Below are 19,699 nucleotides of genomic sequence, written 5' to 3'. Positions count from 1 at the left end.
TTCTGGCTTATAAACACGAATCTAGTCGAAACGCATAACTATTTTAGCCTCATTGGTTACAGTTAGATTTCTAAGAAAGAACACATTGATTTTCTCTCCAAGATTGAGCTACCGCACTAATTATGACATGCTACATTAGTTTTCAATGTTGTGGCACAATCCATCTTTGTTGTCGTGTAAGTATCAAAATCTTCATTATTCAATTTATTAAACGTTAAAGAAGGTTGCGAAAACGTAAAAGTGATTACTCCTAAAAGAGCAAATAGTAAAAAGGTGATTTTTTTCATAATTTATGGTTTTAGTTTAATTGAAAAGGAATTTAACTCTTTAAGAAATGGACTCCATAAATAAAGACTTGATAAAAACTTGACAACTCTTAAAAATTAAACTATAATTATAATTAAGCTATAATTCTCCTTCTGCTTTTATAAAAAAAAGCCTTTTAATACTAAAAAAAAAATACTCGAGACAACTAATAAAATAATGGTAACTTCTGATATAGAAATTTTAAAAATCTTATATCATTATAAAAGATGATGTTAGCACAACCTGTTTTGTTTTTGTAATTTTTTTTTAAATTTCAGCATTACTAATAATATTTCAAAAAAGAAATAAATATCACTTATTATTTCTTTTTTGAAACTTGACAAAAACTTGACATGATATCTTATAGACTATTATAGGTTTTATATTAGTATTTACATTAAACTAAAAACCAATATTTTACATGTTTTTAATAGTTTTATTGACAGATTCTTTAAAAACAAGATTTATTTTATAGTAATTTTAAAATTGATATACTAAATTTATATTTTTAATAACCACTGAAATTATTCATTCAATTAATGTCAGAAGCAAAAACTAAACTACTTAACGGAAATTTAAAGACACAAAATACAATTAGATTTGTTGAAATTTTATTGTTTTGTAGTTTCTTTATCTCTAGCAATATCTTTTCACAAAATTCAAATTTATCACAAGAAAACATAGAAAAAATATTTGATAAGGCTATTGATTTACGTTTTAAAAATCAAGACAGTTCTCTTATCCTATTTCAAAAAAGCCACGAATTATTCTTAGAAAAAAAAGACACAATCAGAGCTGTACGCAGCTTAACCGAAAAATCTTTAGTCTATGCAAATAGAGCGCAATATGCAAACTCATACAATGTGTTATGGAGTGCATTAATACTAATAGACAGCACAAACTTAAAGGTAACCAAATCTAATGTTTACAATCAATTAGGTAGTATTTACAATTATTTTAAACGAGAAGATAAAGCTTTAGAATACTTAAAAAGGGCTTTAAAAATTAATAAAGACTTAGTAAGAGAAAAGAAAATTTTAAGTTCAGAACTTGTACGTTATTACTATTCTATAACCACAAGTTATAGAGAATTAGGAAAGACAGAATTAGCAAAAACGTATTTGGACAGCAGCTATTTATACTTCTCCGAAAGTAAAACATCCCTTTCTAAACCTTTTTTAGAATTTGAGAAAGCCAACATTTTTGCACTCCAGAACAGAAACGATGAAGCTTTGGACATTTTTAAACGAATACATCCATGGTTTCAAGAAAAACAACCCTCTTATTTGGTTTTGTTTTACAAATTCTGGGGCGATGTTTATCTTAACTTAATGCAACTTGATAAAAGTGAAGCTCTGTATAAAAAAGCGCTTAACATATCTCGAGAATATAAAAGTCATATTGACTTTACACCTTTAATTTACGAAAAACTTACCGAGTTATATTTAAAACAGAACGACTACGAGAACGCTTTTAAAAACTTAGAAATAGCAAAAAATCTAGATGCCAAATTCTTTGATAGCCGTAGCCCTAACAACCAACTTCTTTTAGAAATAAAAGATGATTATAGACTAGAAAAAGAACGGCAGAAAAAGCTTATTCAAGCGCATTATTTAAAACAATTGGAACAAGAGGATGAGATAAAAAACCTTCAAAGATTCATATTGTTAGTATCGGTAATTTTTATCCTTATTATAGGCTATTTCTACATTAAGAACTTAAGAAACAAACACAAGGCCGAAAAGCAACTTATTCGCAGAAATAAAGAGCTAGAAATTAAAAAAGCTAAAGAACTCTTGGAACTTAAAAACAAAGAACTTGCGGCTTCTGCGCTTCAATTAATAGAAAAGGACGAGTTCATGAAAAACCTTAAAACCAAAATTAGAGAAGGTGAACCTACTATTAAAAAAAGTGAATTAAACAAAATTCTAAGATCGGCATCTGTAAACAACACGAGTTCATGGGATGAATTTAAAATGCGTTTTATAGAAGTGAACAAAGAATTTTACGATAAAATATTTGAAAAATACCCAAAACTTAGTCAAGGCGATCAAAAAATATGTGCCTTAATTAAGCTGAACATGTCTAGTAAAGAAATGTCAAGATTACTTGGTATCTCTGTGGAGTCTGTGCATACATCCAGGCACCGGATAAGAAAAAAAATGAACCTTTCTAGAAATGTTAACCTCGAAGACTATATAAATTCTTTATAGTATAGTTTTTATCCATACTAAAATGCGTATTTACTGTTTGTGTAAAGTTTAAATCAAGTTGATTTAGACCAAATCCCTCGTGCTTTCAAGTAATTTAGCTCTCATTGATTAAGTGCTACTTCTTTAAATAAACTAGACAGGTTTAAAGATTTTTGTTCTTTTAATGAGCAGGCTACTACTAGGTATGCTCTCCTTATTATTTAAGCCAAAATTTTGAAATTAAAAACGCCTGTGTTATTTTTTTTAATGTAGTAAACTAAACATTTAAAATCTCACTACACATGGCTGTATTCTGAATCGAAAAACACATTTTTTTTACTCAAAACCGATATGAGATATATCTAAAACCATATCTGTTACAACATAAAAGATAAAGTAACTAAAATTGTAACGTAAGTTCTGGCAAGCATATTTTGAGCAGAATAAAATCTTCAACTGAAACAAATAAAACATAAAATGAAAGCAACACTCTACGAAGGCAACAAAACCTTCAAAGTAATCGACAAAGAAATAGAACAACCTAAAACGGGTGAAGTTCAAATTAAAGTAGCCTACGTTGGCGTTTGCGGAACAGATGTCCATATCTATCATGGCATGATGGATAAACGTGTTAGTATTCCTGTAACTATCGGTCATGAAATGTCTGGTGTTATTGAAGCTGTAGGCGAAGGTGTTATGGATTTTTCTGTTGGCGAAAAAGTAGTAGTTCGTCCTTTAGATGATAGAAAAGTAAAACCATCTGATAAAGGGTTTAATCACATATGTGAAGAGTTAAAATTTATTGGAATAGATAGTCCTGGAGCCATGCAACAGTACTGGAATGTGCCGGCTTTTACATTACATAAACTTAAAGAAAGTACCGACTTAAAATTGGCTGCATTAATTGAGCCATTATCGGTTGCTACACACGATGTTCGAAGAAGTGGCTTAGTAAAAGGTGAAACTGCCGTTGTTTTGGGCGGTGGTCCAATTGGATTATTGGTGGCTATGGTAGCTAAAGAAGTTGGTGCTCAAGTCATTATTTCGGAAGTAAACCCTAAGCGTATTGAAAAAGCTAAAGCCCTTGGTTTTGATGCTGTGAGTCCTATAGATGTAGACTTAGTTGATTATGTAAGTAGTAAAACTGAAGGCAGAAAAGCCGATGTTGTTTTTGAAGTTGCAGGAGTGCAACCTGCATTAGACATAATGTGTGAAGTAGCAGGAATTCGCGGTAGAATTGTAATGGTTGCCATTCACGGTGTTAAAAAAGAAGTGGATTTATTTAAATTTTTCTGGAAAGAATTAACATTAATAGGCGCTCGTGTTTACGAAAAAGAAGATTACGAAAAAGCAATTACTTTAATTACAGAAAACAAGTTGCCTTTTGAAGAGATGATAACAGATGTTCAACCACTAACTAATATTCAACAAGTTTTTGAAAATATCGACAACAACCCTGATGGCATGAAAGTTTTAATGGATTGTTCTTTATAATATATAAAAACACATAAATAATATACATAATGAGTATTTTAAATAGTTTCAGTTTAGAAGGAAAAACAGCCATAGTAACAGGTTGTAAAAGAGGCATTGGAAAAGGTATGGCTATTGCATTAGCAGAAGCTGGTGCAGATATAATTGGTGTATCGGCTTCGTTAGAATTAGAAGGTAGCGCTATTGAGAAAGAAGTCACTGCTTTAGGTAAAAAATTTACAGCATACCAATGTGATTTTAGCGATAGAAAGGCATTGTACACATTTATTAATGATGTAAAAGCAAACCATGCTCAAATAGACATTTTGGTAAATAACGCAGGAACCATTTTAAGAACACCTGCTGCCGAACATCCAGATGATATGTGGGATAAAGTGATTGAAGTAAACCAAAACTCACAATTTATTTTAACGCGTGAATTTGGAAAAGATATGATTGCTCGCGGATCTGGTAAAATTGTATTTACAGCATCCTTATTAACATACCAAGGCGGAATTACTGTACCAGGTTATGCGGCAAGTAAAGGCGCTATCGGACAAATGATTATGGCATTTGCAAACGAATGGGCAAGTAAAGGCGTAAACGTTAATGGTATTGCGCCAGGTTACATTGCAACAGATAATACCGAAGCTTTGCGAAACAATCCAGAACGTGCAGATTCCATTTTGGCACGTATACCAGCAGGTCGTTGGGGAGAACCTCAAGATTTTGCAGGTCCTATAGTATTCTTATGCTCTAAAGCATCAGATTATATGCATGGATCAATCACGCTAGTAGACGGCGGATGGATGGGACGCTAATTTTATAACAAAGATGAAACTTATAACCTTAATCATAATATGCTTTATGTCGATTTCAGTCCTGGCTCAACCCGGGTCTGAAATCTCGCATAAAGATAATAGCCAGTTATCGCAAGATTTAAGTGGCTTTAAATGGAAGATGAAAATGATGCTTCCTGGTGAAGGTGTTAAGGCAGGTTTACATGAGCTTCCTCCCGAAGATATTGAAACCTTAGTTTGGAATGCAGCACAAGTACCTGGAGATGTTTATACTGATTTGTGGAAAATAGGAGCTATTGAAGACCCTTATTTTGGACGGAACAGTGTAAAAGCACAATGGGTAATGCATTATGAGTGGTGGTATTCATTACAATTTAACGTAACTCAAGATTTAACAGACCAATTAGTTCGATTAGATTTTGATGGTGTGGATTATGCATGTGATATTTGGTTAAATGGTCATTATTTAGGCAGTCACGAAGGTGCCTTTTCTGGTTTTTCATTCGATATTAATCATGCTATTCGTAGTAGCAAAAAAAACTTAGCCAGTTCCAATATTTTAATGATTAGGCTAGCTCCTCCCCCGCAGGTAAACGCAAAAGTAGCAGGAAGAAAAACACCTTGGTTTGGAGATTATTGGCGCGATTTAATTCCTTTTGGAATTTATAGACCTATAAAAATGGTATATACTGGAAAAGCGAGAATTAAAGATGTGTATTTACGTCCGAAAATAGGAGCAAATAACAATGCTAAAGTAACACTCGAAGTAGAAGTAGAAAACACAGAAACGGTAGCAAAAGAAATAACTTTTACGTCTTCCATTCAGGGCAAAAACTTCGACTCAGAAGAGATTACTACAGTGTTTACAGAAAAAATAGCACCTGGTAAACATACTGTAAAAAAAGATATTTTAATTAAAAACGCGAAATTATGGTGGCCTTGGGATTTAGGAAAACCTAATTTATACACCTCAAAACTCTCGTTATCACAAAATAAAATCAATCATGATTTTAAAGAAACCACTTTTGGAATTCGTGAAGTTAAAATGGAATGGAACCCAGGTTTTACTAGAGATGAAGTAAGTTTCCCGAGAACAACTCTTATTAATGGCAAAAAAATATTCATCCGTTCTGCCTGTTGGGGTGGCCCACCAGATATATTTAAGGGTCGTACTTCGAAAGCCAAATACAGAAAATTAATTCAGTTAGCTAAAGAAGCAAACATGAATAATATTCGAATTTTCGGATGGCATCCCTCAGAAATACCTTTGTTTTATGAATTATGTAATGAAGCCGGTATAACCGTTTGGAATGATATTATTCCTTTAGGTACTGGAAATTTGGCACATGACGAAAATTTTATTGAAACAACCATTGCAGAAGGTGTAGCTGTTATTAAAGAACGTAGAAACAATCCGTCTCTTATTATGATGGAGGGCGGAGAAGAAATGTTTTTGCGCTCTGGAGATCCAAAATTCACACGTTCATTTCTAGAACGTTTAGGCAGTACATTGCAAGAGCAGGTAGATTTACCTTATGTTCCAGACTCTCCATTAACATGCGAAGCCTCTCAAGAGGCTGGTTATAAAACTAAAGAAGCCGTACATGCACTCGCCTATTTTTATAACATGGGCCATGCGCCTATGGAAGACTGGTATGCAAAATTAGATTTCCCTATAGTTCCAGAATTAGCTATTACCTCGGTTCCAAATGTAGAAAGCTTAAAGAAATTTATTCCTGAAAATGAAATGTGGCCTCCTGGACCAAGCTGGGGACATCATTGGGCCGATTTAGATCGATTGAGAGCACAAAATTTTGACACCTTCGGAAGCGAAAAAACAGAATCACTTCAAGAATTTGTTGATGCAACACAAGACGCACAAGGGATAATTTTTCAACTTTCCATAGAGCATTTCAGAAGAAATAAACCAAAAACAAGTGGTATTGCGCTTTGTCATTTTATTACCTATTGGCCCGACATGAAATGGGGTATTGTTGATAATTATCAAAAAACAAAACGTTCATACAATTATGTAAAAACGGCATATCAACCCGTTTTAATTAACCTTCAATTTGATAAACGCAGATGGTTAAACAACGAGACGTTTAAAGGTAAAATTTGGATTGTGAACGATTTTCACAAAGCCTATGACAACCTATCTGCAAATTACACCATAACCAATGATAATGAGGCAGTATTAGATAAAGGGTCATTTAAAATAGATAAAATAGAAGAAAACAGTTCTAAAAAATGGTTCGATTTAAATACCGATGTTTTAAAGAAAGTCAAAAACAACTTCTACATAAATTTAGAATTAAAAGATAAAAAAGGACAAATCATTTCTATTAATAAATATATGCTTTTAATAGGCGATCATAATCAGGCTGCAAAAGAGTTTAAAGCTATGGGTAATGAAATTAGAAAAAGAAATGCATTGTACAAATATTCAAATTACAATCAGTTTTTTGATAAACTAACTGGAGAAAACGGTGAAGAATATCAAAGTAAAACGGATACAATTATAGCACGAGGATTTAAAACTAAAAAACAATAAAAATCAAACTAAAATGGCAGAAATTAAAGAATACCAATTATTTATTAATGGAGAATGGAGAACTTCAACTTCTGGTGATACCATTGATATTGTAAACCCTTCTACGGAAGAAATAGTAGCACGTGTTCAAAACGGTACTGCAGCAGAAGCTCTAGAAGCACTTGAAGCTGCTGACAAAGCACAAAAAGAATGGAAAAAATTACCAGCTCGATCAAGAGCAGAATTGCTATATAAATTAGCTGATGAAATTAAAGCTAACACAGAGCATTTAGCTCAACTATTAGTAAAAGAACAAGGTAAACTATTAAAAGTAGCTCGTTTTGAAGTTGCTGTTACTGCCTCTTTTATCGAATATGCCTGCGAAGGAGCAAGAAGAATTGAGGGTGATATTATTCCTTCAGATAACCCGAACGAGCAAATTTGGATTCAAAAAGTACCTCGCGGAGTTGTAGTAGCCATTACAGCATGGAACTTTCCATTGGCCTTGGCAGGACGTAAATTAGGTCCTGCTTTAGTAGCAGGAAATAGTATTGTAATAAAACCAACTTCCGAAACTCCTTTAGCGACTTTAGAACTTGGCTATTTAGCACAAAAAGTAGGTATTCCTGCAGGTGTAATAAATATTTTAACAGGTCCGGGTCGCGCTATGGGTAATGCTTTAGTCGAGAGTCCTATTTGTAAAATGGTAACCATGACGGGCTCTACCCCTGTTGGACAACAAATTGCTAGAAACGCGGCGCAAAACTTAACACATGTGCAACTAGAGCTAGGTGGAAAAGCACCTTTTATCGTATTTGAAGATGCCGATATTGATGCTGCAGTAGCATCTGCATTACATTCTCGTTTCGATAATTGCGGACAAGTTTGTACTTGTAATGAACGTATGTATGTGCATGAAGATATCTATGACACCTTTATGGAAAAATTTATAGCTGCTACTAAAAACATTAAAGTTGGCGACCCAATGTTAGAAGAAACAGATATGGGACCAAAAGTAAATGCTGCAGAGTTAAAGCATATGGAACATTTAGTAGAAGTAAGTGTCAAAGAAGGTGCAACTATTGCAACGGGAGGAAAAAGACCAACGGGTTCTGGATTTGAAAAAGGCTATTGGTTTGAGCCAACGGTACTAACAAATGTAACTCAAAATATGACTATTGTTCACGAAGAGTCATTCGGCCCAATATTACCTGTTTTGAAATTCAAAACTTTTGAAGAAGTTATTGGGTATGCTAACGATTGCGAATATGGTTTAGCTGCTATGGTTTTCACAAATGACATGAATACCATCATGAAATGCAATGATGAGTTAGAATACGGTGAAATTTATGTAAATAGAGGTCATGGTGAGCAACACCAAGGTTTCCATAACGGTTACAAATTATCTGGTTCTGGTGGTGAAGATGGTAAATATGGTTTTGAACAATACATGGAAAAGAAAACATTTTATATCAAACATAAAGCCTAATAAGTAACATGAGTTGATTTTAAGCAATCCAAAGTCAACTCATGTTTATTTTTAATATACAACACATGAAGATATCCATATTAAATCTTTTTATGATATTTAGTATAGCCTTGCAAAGCTATGCTCAGAATAACTATAAATGGTTTGATGAAACTTTACCTTTTGAAGAAAGAGCCGATTTGTTAATTGAGGCTATGACTTTAAAAGAAAAAGTAGCTCAATTTTTAAATGAAACACCGGCCGTCCCAAGACTAGGCGTTCCAGAATACAACTGGTGGAACGAGTCACTTCATGGTATAGCGCGTAACGGAAAAGCAACTATTTTTCCGCAAGGTATTGCCATGGGAGCAACCTTTAATCCTGATTTAATTCAAGAAATGACTACAGCTATTTCAGACGAAGGAAGAGCTAAATTCAAAATTGCTCAGGCCATGAATAATAAAGGCTTGTATGCAGGATTAACGTTTTGGTCGCCAAACGTAAACATCTTTAGAGATCCGCGTTGGGGACGTGGCCAAGAAACTTATGGCGAAGATCCTTTTTTAACATCTAAAATTGGAGTAGCCTATGTAAAAGGTTTACAAGGCAACGATTCAAAATATTTTAAAGCTACGGCGTGTGCAAAACATTTTGCAGTACATTCTGGACCCGAAGAATTAAGACATTCTTTTAATGCATCCCCATCAAAATTAGACTTATACGAAACATACTTGCCCGCTTTTGAAGCCCTAGTAAAAGAAGGTAATGTACAAGGTGTAATGGGTGCGTACAACGCTGTTTATGGAGATCCATCGTGTAGTAGTGAGTTTTTACTAGATGAATTATTAAAAAAACAATGGGGTTTTAACGGCTATATTGTTTCAGATTGTGGTGCTTTAGGTGATATTTTAAAAGGACACAAAAAAGCTAAAACAGTTGAAGAAGCTGTGGCTTTAGCCATGAATGCGGGCGTAAATTTAAATTGCGGTTGGGTATATCAAAATATTCAATCTGCTATTGACCAAAATTTAATAACTGAAGAACTTGTAAATGAGCGTTTAAAACAACTTTTCTTAATTCGTTTTAAACTAGGCTTCTTTGATAAAGCAGAAAGCAATCCGTTTAACAATGTAACATCAGAAGTTATAAACTCTGATGAGCATAAAGATTTAGCACGAAAAGTGGCCCAACAATCTATTGTGCTTTTAAAAAACAAAGACAATATATTACCTCTAGATAAAAATATAAAAACTTTATATATCACAGGTCCGTTTTCTTCTTCAAGCAATATTTTAATGGCGAATTACTACGGTATGTCTGCCAATTTAGTAACTGTTTTAGAAGGTGTAACCGATAAAGTTTCATTAGGAACTTCATTAAATTATAGACAAGGCGTTTTGCCTTTTAACAAAAATTTAAATCCTTTAAACTGGGCTCCTAAAGTAGCTGGGCAAGTAGAAGCGACTATTGTGGTTGTAGGTATTTCAAATGAAATTGAAGGAGAAGAGGTCGATGCCATAGCATCGGAACACAAAGGCGATCGAAAAGATTTAAAACTTCCACAAAGCCAAATAGACTACATAAAAGAACTTTGTGAGCACAAAAAAGGGCCTATTATTTTGGTTTTAGGCACTGGAAGCCCTGTTTCTTTAGAAGAAGTTGAGCCGCTTGTTGATGCCGTTGTTTGCATGTGGTATCCTGGAGAACAAGGTGGTAATGCTGTTGCCGATGTGCTATTTGGTGACGTTGCTCCTTCTGGACACTTACCAATTACTTTTCCGAAAAATGTTGAGCAACTACCTGCTTTTGATGATTATAATATGAAAGGCAGAACATACAAATACATGACAAAAGAGCCCATGTATCCTTTTGGTTTTGGGCTATCATACACGTCATCAGAGTTTAGTAATATCACTTCAAACACTAAAAGTGTAAAAGAAGGTAATGAATTAAACATTTCAGTAGATGTAAAAAACAACGGAAAAAAGGATTTTGAGGAGGTTGTACAAGCCTATTTAGTCCCAATAGATGGACCTGGCTATCTGCCGATGTATTCATTAAAAGGATTTGAAAGAATATCCCTGAAAGCCGGAGAAACAAAAAAAGTAGACTTTAGGTTTAATACAGAACAACTAAACCAAATTAATTTAGAAGGTGAAAAAGTTTGGATGAAAGGCACTTATAAAATAATAATTTCAAACGCCTTGCCGAGTAAAAGAAGTATTGAATTAGGTTCTGCAAAACCTATTGAAACCATAATTAAATTAAAATAAAAATTATAGTATGAGTACAAAAATATCAAAAGTAGATGTTCGCCTATTTACGGTACCATTACCCGAAGTAATGTCGGATGCTAAACATGGCGACCATTATCATTTTGAACTGATAACTACAACAATTACCTTGGAAGATGGTAGTGAAGGCACAGGATACACCTATACCGGAGGAAAAGGGGGGTATGCTATAAAAGCCATGATTGAGCACGATTTTGCCAATGTTTTAGTTGGTAAAGAAGGTACCGATATTGATGGTATTTACGATTTTTTAGAGTGGCACGTTCACTATGTAGGCCGTGGTGGTATTGCATCCTTTGCTATTTCTACAGTAGATATTGCCTTGTGGGATATTAAATGTAAAAAAGCAGGACAACCGCTATGGAAAATGGCTGGAGGCACAAGTAATACATGTAAAGCTTATTGTGGAGGTATAGATTTAATGTTCCCTATAGAAAAGCTTTTAAAGAATATGGAAGGCTACTTAGCCAAAGGTTTTAATGCTGTTAAAATAAAAATAGGTCGCGAAAACCTTCAAGAAGATTTAGATCGTATTAAAGCTGTTAGAGAATATATTGGTCCTGATGTGACTTTTATGGTAGACGCCAACTACTCCATGACTGTTGAAAAAGCAATTAAAGCTATTGAAGGCTTTAAACCCTATAATATTACTTGGTTTGAAGAACCAATTATTCCAGATAACTATAAAGGTTTTGGAGAGATTGTTGATAAAACAGGTTTCCCGTTAGCTATGGGAGAAAATTTACATACCATTCATGAATTTCAATACGCCTTCGATCAAGCAAAACTATCGTTTGTTCAACCCGATGCTTCCAATTGTGGTGGCGTTACAGGTTGGCTAGCAGCGGCAAGATTAGCAGACAAACATGGTATTCCTGCATGTTCTCACGGCATGCAAGAATTACATGTAAGCTTAGTATCCGCACAACCAAATTCTGGTTGGTTAGAAGTACATAGTTTCCCTATTGATGAATATACAACAAGACCTTTGGTTGTTGAGAATTACAGAGCGGTAGCTCCAGATTACCCTGGTGTTGGCGTTATTTTCGATTGGGAAAAATTAGCGCCATACGAAGCTAAATAGATACTAAACCACAAACTAAAACTAAATACAACCATATGAGTGCAACAATTTCAATTTTCGGAAATTATCTGGGAGAAGATATTAAACAGTTTTCATTAAAAAATGAAAATGGCATCGAAATAAAAATAACGAACTATGGAGCAACTATTACTTCAATAAAAGTACCAAACAGTAATGGAAACATCCAAAATATTGCCTGCGGATTTGATACTTTAGATGGTTATTTCGGAAAAGAATATGTAGAAAACTCTCCTTATTTTGGTGGAACTATTGGCAGATATTGCTCGCAAATAAAAGATGCTAAATTTACTTTAAACGGTAAAAAATATCAGTTATCAAAAAATTGTGGAGAAAATAACCTTCATGGAGGCGTGGTTGGATTCGATAAACGAATTTGGAAAGCCGAAACTGTTGACAACACAGTTAAAATGTCGCTTTACAGTAAAGATTTAGAAGAAGGATTCCCAGGAAATATAGCCGTTTCCGTGACATTCACATTAACTTCAGATAACGAATTAAAAATTGATTACAGTGCCACTCCAGATCAGGATACACCACTCGCTTTAACAAATCACACCTATTTTAATTTAAATGCTTTTTCTTCTAATGTTGAAAACCATAATGCCAGAGTAAACACAACAAAAAGGCATAAAATGGATGAAACTGGTGCTGCCACAGGAGAAATTGCAACAATTGAAGGTGAAGTTGACGATTTATCAAAAGGAAAAACAATTGGAGATGTACACACCGCAATGAATGATGGTTTCGAGCATTTTTATGTGTTTGATAATCCTAATTTTAAACTACAAGAAGTGGCCAAAATTACTTCTGAAGAATCTGGTCGTTCCTTAACAGTTCTATCAACAGAACCCTGCATGCTTTTATACACAGGTAAATATACATCCGACGAAATAAAGAGAGAAAATGGCGAACAATATGGAAAATATCGCGGTTTTTGCTGTGAAACACATCGTTACCAAAACGGACCAAACATTGAAAATTCACCAAAATCGATAACTAAAGCAGGCGAAGAATTTAAAAGTACAACCATCTTTAAATTTGGATGGTAATAAAAACACAACTAACCTAAATTAAAATATTTATGATAACAGGAGTTTTATTTGCAATAATTGCAGGATTATTATTAGGCTTATATGCCCTACCGGAAAAATTCACCAAAGATTTTGAATTCGAAAATACATGGAGCATGTTTTTCGCCATAAATACTTTTGTGGTACCAAATATTGCCGCATTTTTATTAATTGATGGTTTTGCCGACGTATTAGCAGCAATACCGAGCAATGTTTTAATTGGTATGATTATATCTAGTATACTTTGGGGTATTGGAGCCATGATGTGGGGAAAAGCTATTAATTATATTGGTTTATCATTAGGCTTCTCAATATTTATTGGAACCGTTATTTTGGTTGGTTCTTTAATACCATTTTTTGTAGGCGGTATTCCAGCAACCAATGTTTTCTTAACTATTTTAGGAGGTTTAGTAGTAGTACTTCTTGGCGTTATGGCTAATGGTCGTGCTGGTATTTTACGTCAAAAAGATGAAGACGGAGCAGCGACTGCAGAAGACAAAAAAGGAGGTTCCATGGTTACAGGAATTTTAATTGCCATTGTGGGAGGTTTATTAGCTACAGGTTTTAGTTTTGCTACTTCTTACGGATCGGAAATTATAGACCAAGCATCACAAGCGCAAGGCAATGCATCTTGGAAAAGTGCCATTGCAGTAATGTACGTTATATACATGTCTGGAGGCGTTGCAATTGCTGTTTACTTTGTTCAGCAGTTATCATCAAAAAAATTATGGAGCAAATTTAAAACACCTCATTTAGGTAAAAACATTTTGCTAACCACCATTATGGGCGTTTTTAACTTTGCAGCCTCTGTGGTGTTTGCTTACGCTGCTTTTAAACTAGGAAAAGAACTAGGCGGCAGTGTTGGATATGCCATTTTTAATACAGCTTGTGTTTTAACCGCAATTGTAAGTGGCTTAATAACAAAAGAATGGATAAAAGCTTCAGCAAAAGCAAAAAACTCATTATACTTGGGATTATCATTAATGGTGGTAGGTATTATTATCATCGCATATTCAAATACATTAGCTTAATTTCATAAATTAAAAATAAAATACAATGAACAAAATAAAATATATTTTAACAGCAGTAATAGCAATACAGCTAATTTCGTGTAATACCATGGAAAAAAAACAAGAGGTTACTGAAACCAAAATTGAAATCACAGATGAGCAACAAGATTTTTTGGGTATCACAAATAAAGACCATTTAAGTGCAGCTTCAAAACGTGCTTTAAAATGGCCAACAGATTTAGGTAATGAATGGTTTTTTGAATATAATGTTTTCGATTTAAAAGGCGATTTAGCTTATGAAGAAGGTGTAGTTAGAAGAGACCCGAGTGCATTAATTAAAGAAAATGGAAAATACTACGTTTGGTATAGCCGTAGTACTGGTCCTTCCCAAGGTTTTGGTGGCGACGTTGTAAAAGATAAAGTTTTCCCATGGGACCGTTGCGATATTTGGTATGCAACTTCTGAAGACGGTATAACATGGAAAGAAGAAGGTTTAGCTGTACCTAGAGGCGAAGCGGGTGCCTATGATGATCGCTCGGTATTTACCGTAGAAATCATGAAACATGAAGACACCTATTATTTATGTTACCAAACGGTTAAAAACCCATATAGTGTTCGTGTAAAAAACCAAGTAGGTTTAGCTTGGTCTAAATCCCCAAATGGACCGTGGACTAAAAGTGAAGCTCCTATTTTAAGCCCAGCTGATAATGGAATTTGGAAAGGAGAAAAACAAGATCGATTTGCGGTAGAAAAGAAAGGCGATTTTGATAGTCATAAAGTACACGACCCATGCATTATTCCTTATAAAGGCAAATTTTACTTATACTACAAAGGCGAGCAAATGGGTGAAGCTATTACCTTTGGTGGGCGCCAAATTAGACATGGTGTTGCCATTGCAGATAACCCAAAAGGTCCTTATGTAAAATCGCCTTACAACCCTATTTCTAATAGTGGCCATGAAATTTGTGTTTGGCCTTATAATGGTGGTATAGCAGCATTAATAACTACAGATGGTCCAGAGAAAAATACCGTACAATGGGCTCCAGATGGTATTAATTTTGAAATTAAAGGCGTTGTTAAAGGTGCACCACACGCCATTGGTTTAGATAGAACTGCAGACAACGAAAAAGAACCAACTGAAATATTACGTTGGGGGTTAACACATGAATATAAAAACTCAGACTACCAATATATTAGAGGTTTTAAAACATGGCGAATGAAAAAACACACTGCTAAAGGCGTTGCTAAAGACTAGAGTTATAAATTAACTTTCCGATACAAAAAATCACAACAATTACTCATAGCAGTCATTGTTGTGATTTTTTTTTCGTTTTAACTTTAAACTGTTTACAAACTCCTCTATACCTAACCAACCAAATTTATAGATCTTAGTAATCCTATAGACCATTTGCAAGAAAGTAAGTATATTGGTTGCATAGAGTGAAATAGAGATAAAGCGAATTGTACAAAAAGCAAACAAATCCCCCTTTATGTGCAGCACTGCACATTAACAAGAAAAAAAGCATTAAGCTATAACATGTACACTAACTCTAGCATGACACTATTTTAATTTGGAAAAAATGAGCATCAATATATTTACTTGGCAGTCTAAAACATGAAGAAATTCTTAATTAAAATTGTATCTATTGCTCTGCCCTTCTTAGCTATAGCTTTAATAATGGAAGTTCTTTTGAGAGCGATACCAAACGACTATGTTTTAAAGAAAGAATTTTTAAACAAAGGCTCCAATAACATTGAAACTTTAATTTTAGGAAGTTCTCATTCCTATTATGGTTTGAACCCAACTTTTTTTTCGAGTAATACCTTTAATGCTGGTTATATTTCTCAAACATTAGATTACGATTATGAAATTTTGAAAAAATACCAATCGAAATTTAAGAAACTTAAAACTATTATTTTACCTATTTCATACTTTAGCTTTTATGAAAAACTAGAAGCAACTGAGGAATTTTGGCGCATAAAAAATTATATAATTTATTTTGACATGGACACGGCAAAGTCTTTCATTAATCACACCGAAATACTTAGTTTACCCGTTAAAACTAATTTAAAAAGATTAATTGATTATTACATCTTGGATAAACCATCGATTACTTCTACAAAATTAGGTTGGGGTTCTAACTTTACATCTGAAAATGCAAAAGATTTAATTAAATCAGGCGAGCCAAGAGCACGTGTAAACACTTACATAAATAAACCTAATTACAAACTTGTTTTTAATGCTAATACCATAACCATAAATGAAATTGTAGCCTGGTGTAATAATAGAAATATTAGATTATTATTATTAACAACACCTGCCTTTGAAACATATTGTCAAAATTTAGATAAAGAGCAGTTAAACGTGACCATAAAAAAAGCCGAAACCTTAGATCTTAAAAACAAAAACTGCAACTATTTAAATTTATTGAAAGATGATCGATTTGATGCTAAAGATTTTTACGACGCAGACCATTTATCAGATATTGGTGCAGAGAAACTTTCAAAATTAATAAATGAAAAAGTAAATAATTGGCAATAAAATGTTAATTACTATATCACTAAACGCTAAGTTTTAGCTTGATATTTTGAACTACAACCTTCAATACAAATTGGCCCACTAGTTGGTGTTAGAATAAAATAATCTAAAAAAAATTCCAACTTATAGGTTATAAAACCATCTTCGTTTTCAGCCTCTGTACTAAATTCAGTACAATTATACTTTAAAAACAAAATGTTTTCTACTATCGAAAAATCGCCAGTAATACATTCACTAAATCGATTTGACGAAAATGTTCCGTTTTCAAAAAATTCAATTTCCTCTCCATTATCAACATCTACCCAAAATTGAGGTCCGCCTGCACTTATATATGCTTTGGTCTGCTCCCATTTTCCAGCGATTAAATACTCGTCAGCGGTAATTGGTTCATCCGTTTTATCACAAGCGATAAAAAACAGTAAAATTGGTATTAGATAGTATTTATATTTCATTTTGTGTTTTTTTACAAGATGCCAATATTCCTTAAAGGTTGCGTGTACATGTACCCAGATTTTCTGCAGAAAAATCTGGCGTAACAAAAATATAAAGCCATTTGAGTAAGCACGTTGCCTAAATTATTTTTATCTAGTGTTACATTTTTTGGTGCTTATCACACAGCAAACATATTTGCCTTGAATAATCTTACTCGTTTCAGAATTTCCTTTTTCCCGGTGTTCTCAAAAGTGAAGTTGGTAAGCTTTTCAGGTTTGCGTTGTTTATAAATAGTATTAAACTTTTGTAAGCCAAAGCAAGACCAATTTACTATATACAGTTTAGCAAATGGTTTCTAATTAGTACATTTTATTCGGATTTGCCGAGTCTTTAGGAATTTGTTGAATTGAATCCCAATGTTCACATATCTTCCCGTTTTCATCAAATCTAAAAAAATCCATTGTAATATACTCGTCATTACCAGGCCATGTTTGATGCGTATGCAGTGCGACCAAATTTTCTTCAGCAATACATCTTACAAATTCAATAGATTTTTCAGGGTATTCTTCTTGCATCCTTTCAAAATAATTAATAAATCCTTGAGTACCGTCTGCAACATCTGGGTTGTGTTGAATATACTCCTTTCCAACATATTGTTCTATTGCATTTTTGGGGTTTCCTTCATAAGCTGTCTTATAGAATGCTATTGCATTTTTTTTATTCTGTTCTAAGTTCATAGTTCTGTTTTAAATTTTGGTAAACGGTTTATGTATCTGGAAAATTGTGTATTTGTGTGCGAGGGTTTTCCTAAGGAAAATAAGACGTTACAAACACGCAACGACTTTTGTTTAAGCTTAAGATAGCAATTATTTTTATACGGTGTTGGCAGTAGTATTCTATTCTACGATGTTTATTTTTCCAGAATTCAAATACTTTTTTCCAAAAACACCTTTTTGAAAATCTATCTTTATTGTGTCTCCTTCTTTTATTTTATTAAAGTCAGATTGCACAAATTTGTTTTCAGTTCTTTCAAAATATTGGTCTTCTAGTGACCTAATTCCAGCTTCTCCGTTTTTCATAACGTAAACGATTTCAAAACGTTCCGTCACGTTATCGGTACTGGTTATTCGGTTTATAAATAAGCCAGAAGCAATTATAATGCTTTGAATCCAGATAAAATATACCAATCCCATAAATACAGAAAAAGCGACAGTCTTCATTATTCTGAGCGTTATGTCATTTTCGATTGATAAAAACCTGTAAAAAACGAAAATAGAAATCAGAAAAACAATTCCGATAATGATTAGCGTATCAGTCAGCTCAAAGTCAATCAAATCTCTTTCTAAATAGAAATTATATTGATAAGGAACGAGAATTTCATAGATGAGAAGGAAAATCCCAATCCCAACCAACCATTTCCAATTTCGTCTGAGTCTTTCCATATTATTGCCAACAAATATAAAAGGTTAATTCAGCACTCATATCTGAAAGATAACAACAGCTATTGCGTAATATAGCGACTCCAAAATTTAGTAGTGCTATCTGCTTTATTTCCAATATTAAATATCCACCAATTTTCTACACAATCCGAATAATCTACGCCGTTAAAATGGATAAAAGACCACTCCTCGGGAAATCCCTTAGGAAACATTTCTGTAATTACTCTATCGGCCTCAATCCATAATTTTCTTGCTTTTTTATTTTCGGATAATTTTGCTAACTCCATCCATTTAATGTCTTTAGCTCTATATTCGGGCGTGGAATGTGGCCCGCGCTCTCCACGCTTACCATCCATTGGCGCATTTCCATCATCAAGCGCAAAATAATTAGATTTCTCCTTAACATATGCTAAGTCTACACCATCCGTTTGTTTTTCATTCCAATTACTATGCTGTACTACTATTACATTAGATTTCACCGTTTCTGCTGAAATAACTTTCAATGCTTCTGCAATCCAGTCTGCCGTTATGTTAGATTGTCCAGCCTCTTGAACCCAAACCTTACCTCCTTTTTGTAATACTGGCAGAACTTTATTTAAAATATTTTTCACAGATCCTTGCCAATCCTTATGGGCATCCGTCCATTTTTTCCCAAATGCCATATTAAACAAGTTTTGAGAATCTATATATTTCCCTTTTTGTACACCTATTGCTCCTGCTACAGCATAATATTTTACTCCTTTTAAATCTTTGTGTAACAACATAGAACCTAAAGCAGCTTGCGCATGAATATCATCCGGATCCGGTTTACTATCAAATTGGGCGATTAAAATGTCTTTCTTTTTATTAAAAACCGGACGTTCTATAGAATCTGCAAATGTGATGTTTACTATAAAAATGGTAATTAGTAATAATTTAGTTTTCATGGGTTTAGTTTTTGGTGGTTATATTATTTTATTTAGAATAAGTTTGAAAAAAAAGGATTTTGTATAACATTAGTAAAGTCGTTGAAATGAGAGCGTAATATGCCCATTAATT

At 33.6% G+C, this 19,699-nt stretch carries 16 protein-coding genes; 11 read left to right on the top strand and 5 right to left on the bottom strand.

Translation table 11 applies throughout. The annotated features are described in order from the left end of the window. Positions 1 to 116 precede the first annotated feature (116 nt). Positions 117 to 287, bottom strand: coding sequence for a hypothetical protein (locus ACJJV4_RS14085; RefSeq protein WP_405295526.1), 171 nt, complete (start codon positions 285 to 287; stop codon positions 117 to 119). 558 nt (positions 288 to 845) lie between these two features. On the opposite strand from ACJJV4_RS14085, the gene ACJJV4_RS14080 reads away from it, so the two are divergent. From ACJJV4_RS14080 to ACJJV4_RS14030, 11 genes are all read left to right on the top strand, one after another. After that, the gene (locus tag ACJJV4_RS14080; RefSeq protein WP_405295524.1) at positions 846 to 2,519 is read left to right on the top strand and encodes a hypothetical protein; all 1,674 of its coding nucleotides are present in this window, start codon (positions 846 to 848) and stop codon (positions 2,517 to 2,519) included. Between the two features lie 456 nt (positions 2,520 to 2,975). Then, positions 2,976 to 3,992: a zinc-binding dehydrogenase gene (locus ACJJV4_RS14075; RefSeq protein ID WP_405295522.1), complete on the top strand. Its 1,017-nt coding sequence runs from the start codon at positions 2,976 to 2,978 to the stop codon at positions 3,990 to 3,992. 35 nt (positions 3,993 to 4,027) lie between these two features. Beyond that, entirely contained in the window at positions 4,028 to 4,792 is a 765-nt protein-coding gene (locus ACJJV4_RS14070; RefSeq protein WP_405296546.1) for an SDR family oxidoreductase, read from the top strand. A gap of 46 nt (positions 4,793 to 4,838) precedes the next feature. After that, positions 4,839 to 7,325 (top strand): glycoside hydrolase family 2 protein, encoded by a 2,487-nt coding sequence (locus ACJJV4_RS14065; RefSeq protein WP_405295520.1) that lies wholly within the window; start codon positions 4,839 to 4,841, stop codon positions 7,323 to 7,325. Between the two features lie 13 nt (positions 7,326 to 7,338). Further along, entirely contained in the window at positions 7,339 to 8,793 is a 1,455-nt protein-coding gene (gene aldA, locus ACJJV4_RS14060) for an aldehyde dehydrogenase (RefSeq protein ID WP_405295518.1), read from the top strand. Between the two features lie 65 nt (positions 8,794 to 8,858). Then, entirely contained in the window at positions 8,859 to 11,045 is a 2,187-nt protein-coding gene (locus ACJJV4_RS14055; protein WP_405295516.1) for a glycoside hydrolase family 3 C-terminal domain-containing protein, read from the top strand. 10 nt (positions 11,046 to 11,055) lie between these two features. Then, positions 11,056 to 12,150, top strand: a complete 1,095-nt coding sequence (locus ACJJV4_RS14050; protein WP_405295514.1) for a mandelate racemase/muconate lactonizing enzyme family protein — start codon at positions 11,056 to 11,058, stop codon at positions 12,148 to 12,150. Between the two features lie 35 nt (positions 12,151 to 12,185). After that, complete coding sequence (locus ACJJV4_RS14045; RefSeq protein WP_405295512.1) at positions 12,186 to 13,220, top strand: aldose epimerase family protein; 1,035 nt, start codon at positions 12,186 to 12,188, stop codon at positions 13,218 to 13,220. 32 nt (positions 13,221 to 13,252) lie between these two features. Then, positions 13,253 to 14,272: an L-rhamnose/proton symporter RhaT gene (locus tag ACJJV4_RS14040; RefSeq protein WP_405295510.1), complete on the top strand. Its 1,020-nt coding sequence runs from the start codon at positions 13,253 to 13,255 to the stop codon at positions 14,270 to 14,272. Positions 14,273 to 14,360: 88 nt separating this feature from the next. Then, positions 14,361 to 15,506 (top strand): glycoside hydrolase family 117 protein, encoded by a 1,146-nt coding sequence (locus ACJJV4_RS14035; protein ID WP_405296545.1) that lies wholly within the window; start codon positions 14,361 to 14,363, stop codon positions 15,504 to 15,506. A 360-nt stretch (positions 15,507 to 15,866) separates the two neighbouring features. Continuing rightward, a complete protein-coding gene (locus ACJJV4_RS14030) occupies positions 15,867 to 16,793 on the top strand; it encodes a hypothetical protein (RefSeq protein WP_405295508.1) in 927 nt (308 codons plus the stop codon). Between the two features lie 26 nt (positions 16,794 to 16,819). On the opposite strand, the gene ACJJV4_RS14025 is transcribed toward ACJJV4_RS14030, so the two are convergent. From ACJJV4_RS14025 to ACJJV4_RS14010, 4 genes are all read right to left on the bottom strand, one after another. Then, positions 16,820 to 17,242, bottom strand: a complete 423-nt coding sequence (locus ACJJV4_RS14025) for a hypothetical protein (protein WP_405295506.1) — start codon at positions 17,240 to 17,242, stop codon at positions 16,820 to 16,822. A 339-nt stretch (positions 17,243 to 17,581) separates the two neighbouring features. Beyond that, a complete protein-coding gene (locus tag ACJJV4_RS14020; RefSeq protein ID WP_405295504.1) occupies positions 17,582 to 17,959 on the bottom strand; it encodes an ester cyclase in 378 nt (125 codons plus the stop codon). A 159-nt stretch (positions 17,960 to 18,118) separates the two neighbouring features. Further along, on the bottom strand, positions 18,119 to 18,442 hold the full coding sequence (locus ACJJV4_RS14015) for a hypothetical protein (protein WP_405295502.1): 324 nt from the start codon (positions 18,440 to 18,442) through the stop codon (positions 18,119 to 18,121). Between the two features lie 281 nt (positions 18,443 to 18,723). After that, a complete protein-coding gene (locus ACJJV4_RS14010; RefSeq protein WP_405295500.1) occupies positions 18,724 to 19,587 on the bottom strand; it encodes a hypothetical protein in 864 nt (287 codons plus the stop codon). Positions 19,588 to 19,699 lie beyond the last annotated feature (112 nt).

The sequence above is a fragment of the Algibacter sp. Ld11 genome, assembly GCF_045066735.1.
GTDB lineage: Bacteria > Bacteroidota > Bacteroidia > Flavobacteriales > Flavobacteriaceae > Algibacter.
Note: the sequence above shows the minus strand (reverse complement) of the source record. Positions and strands in the feature narration are given on the sequence as shown.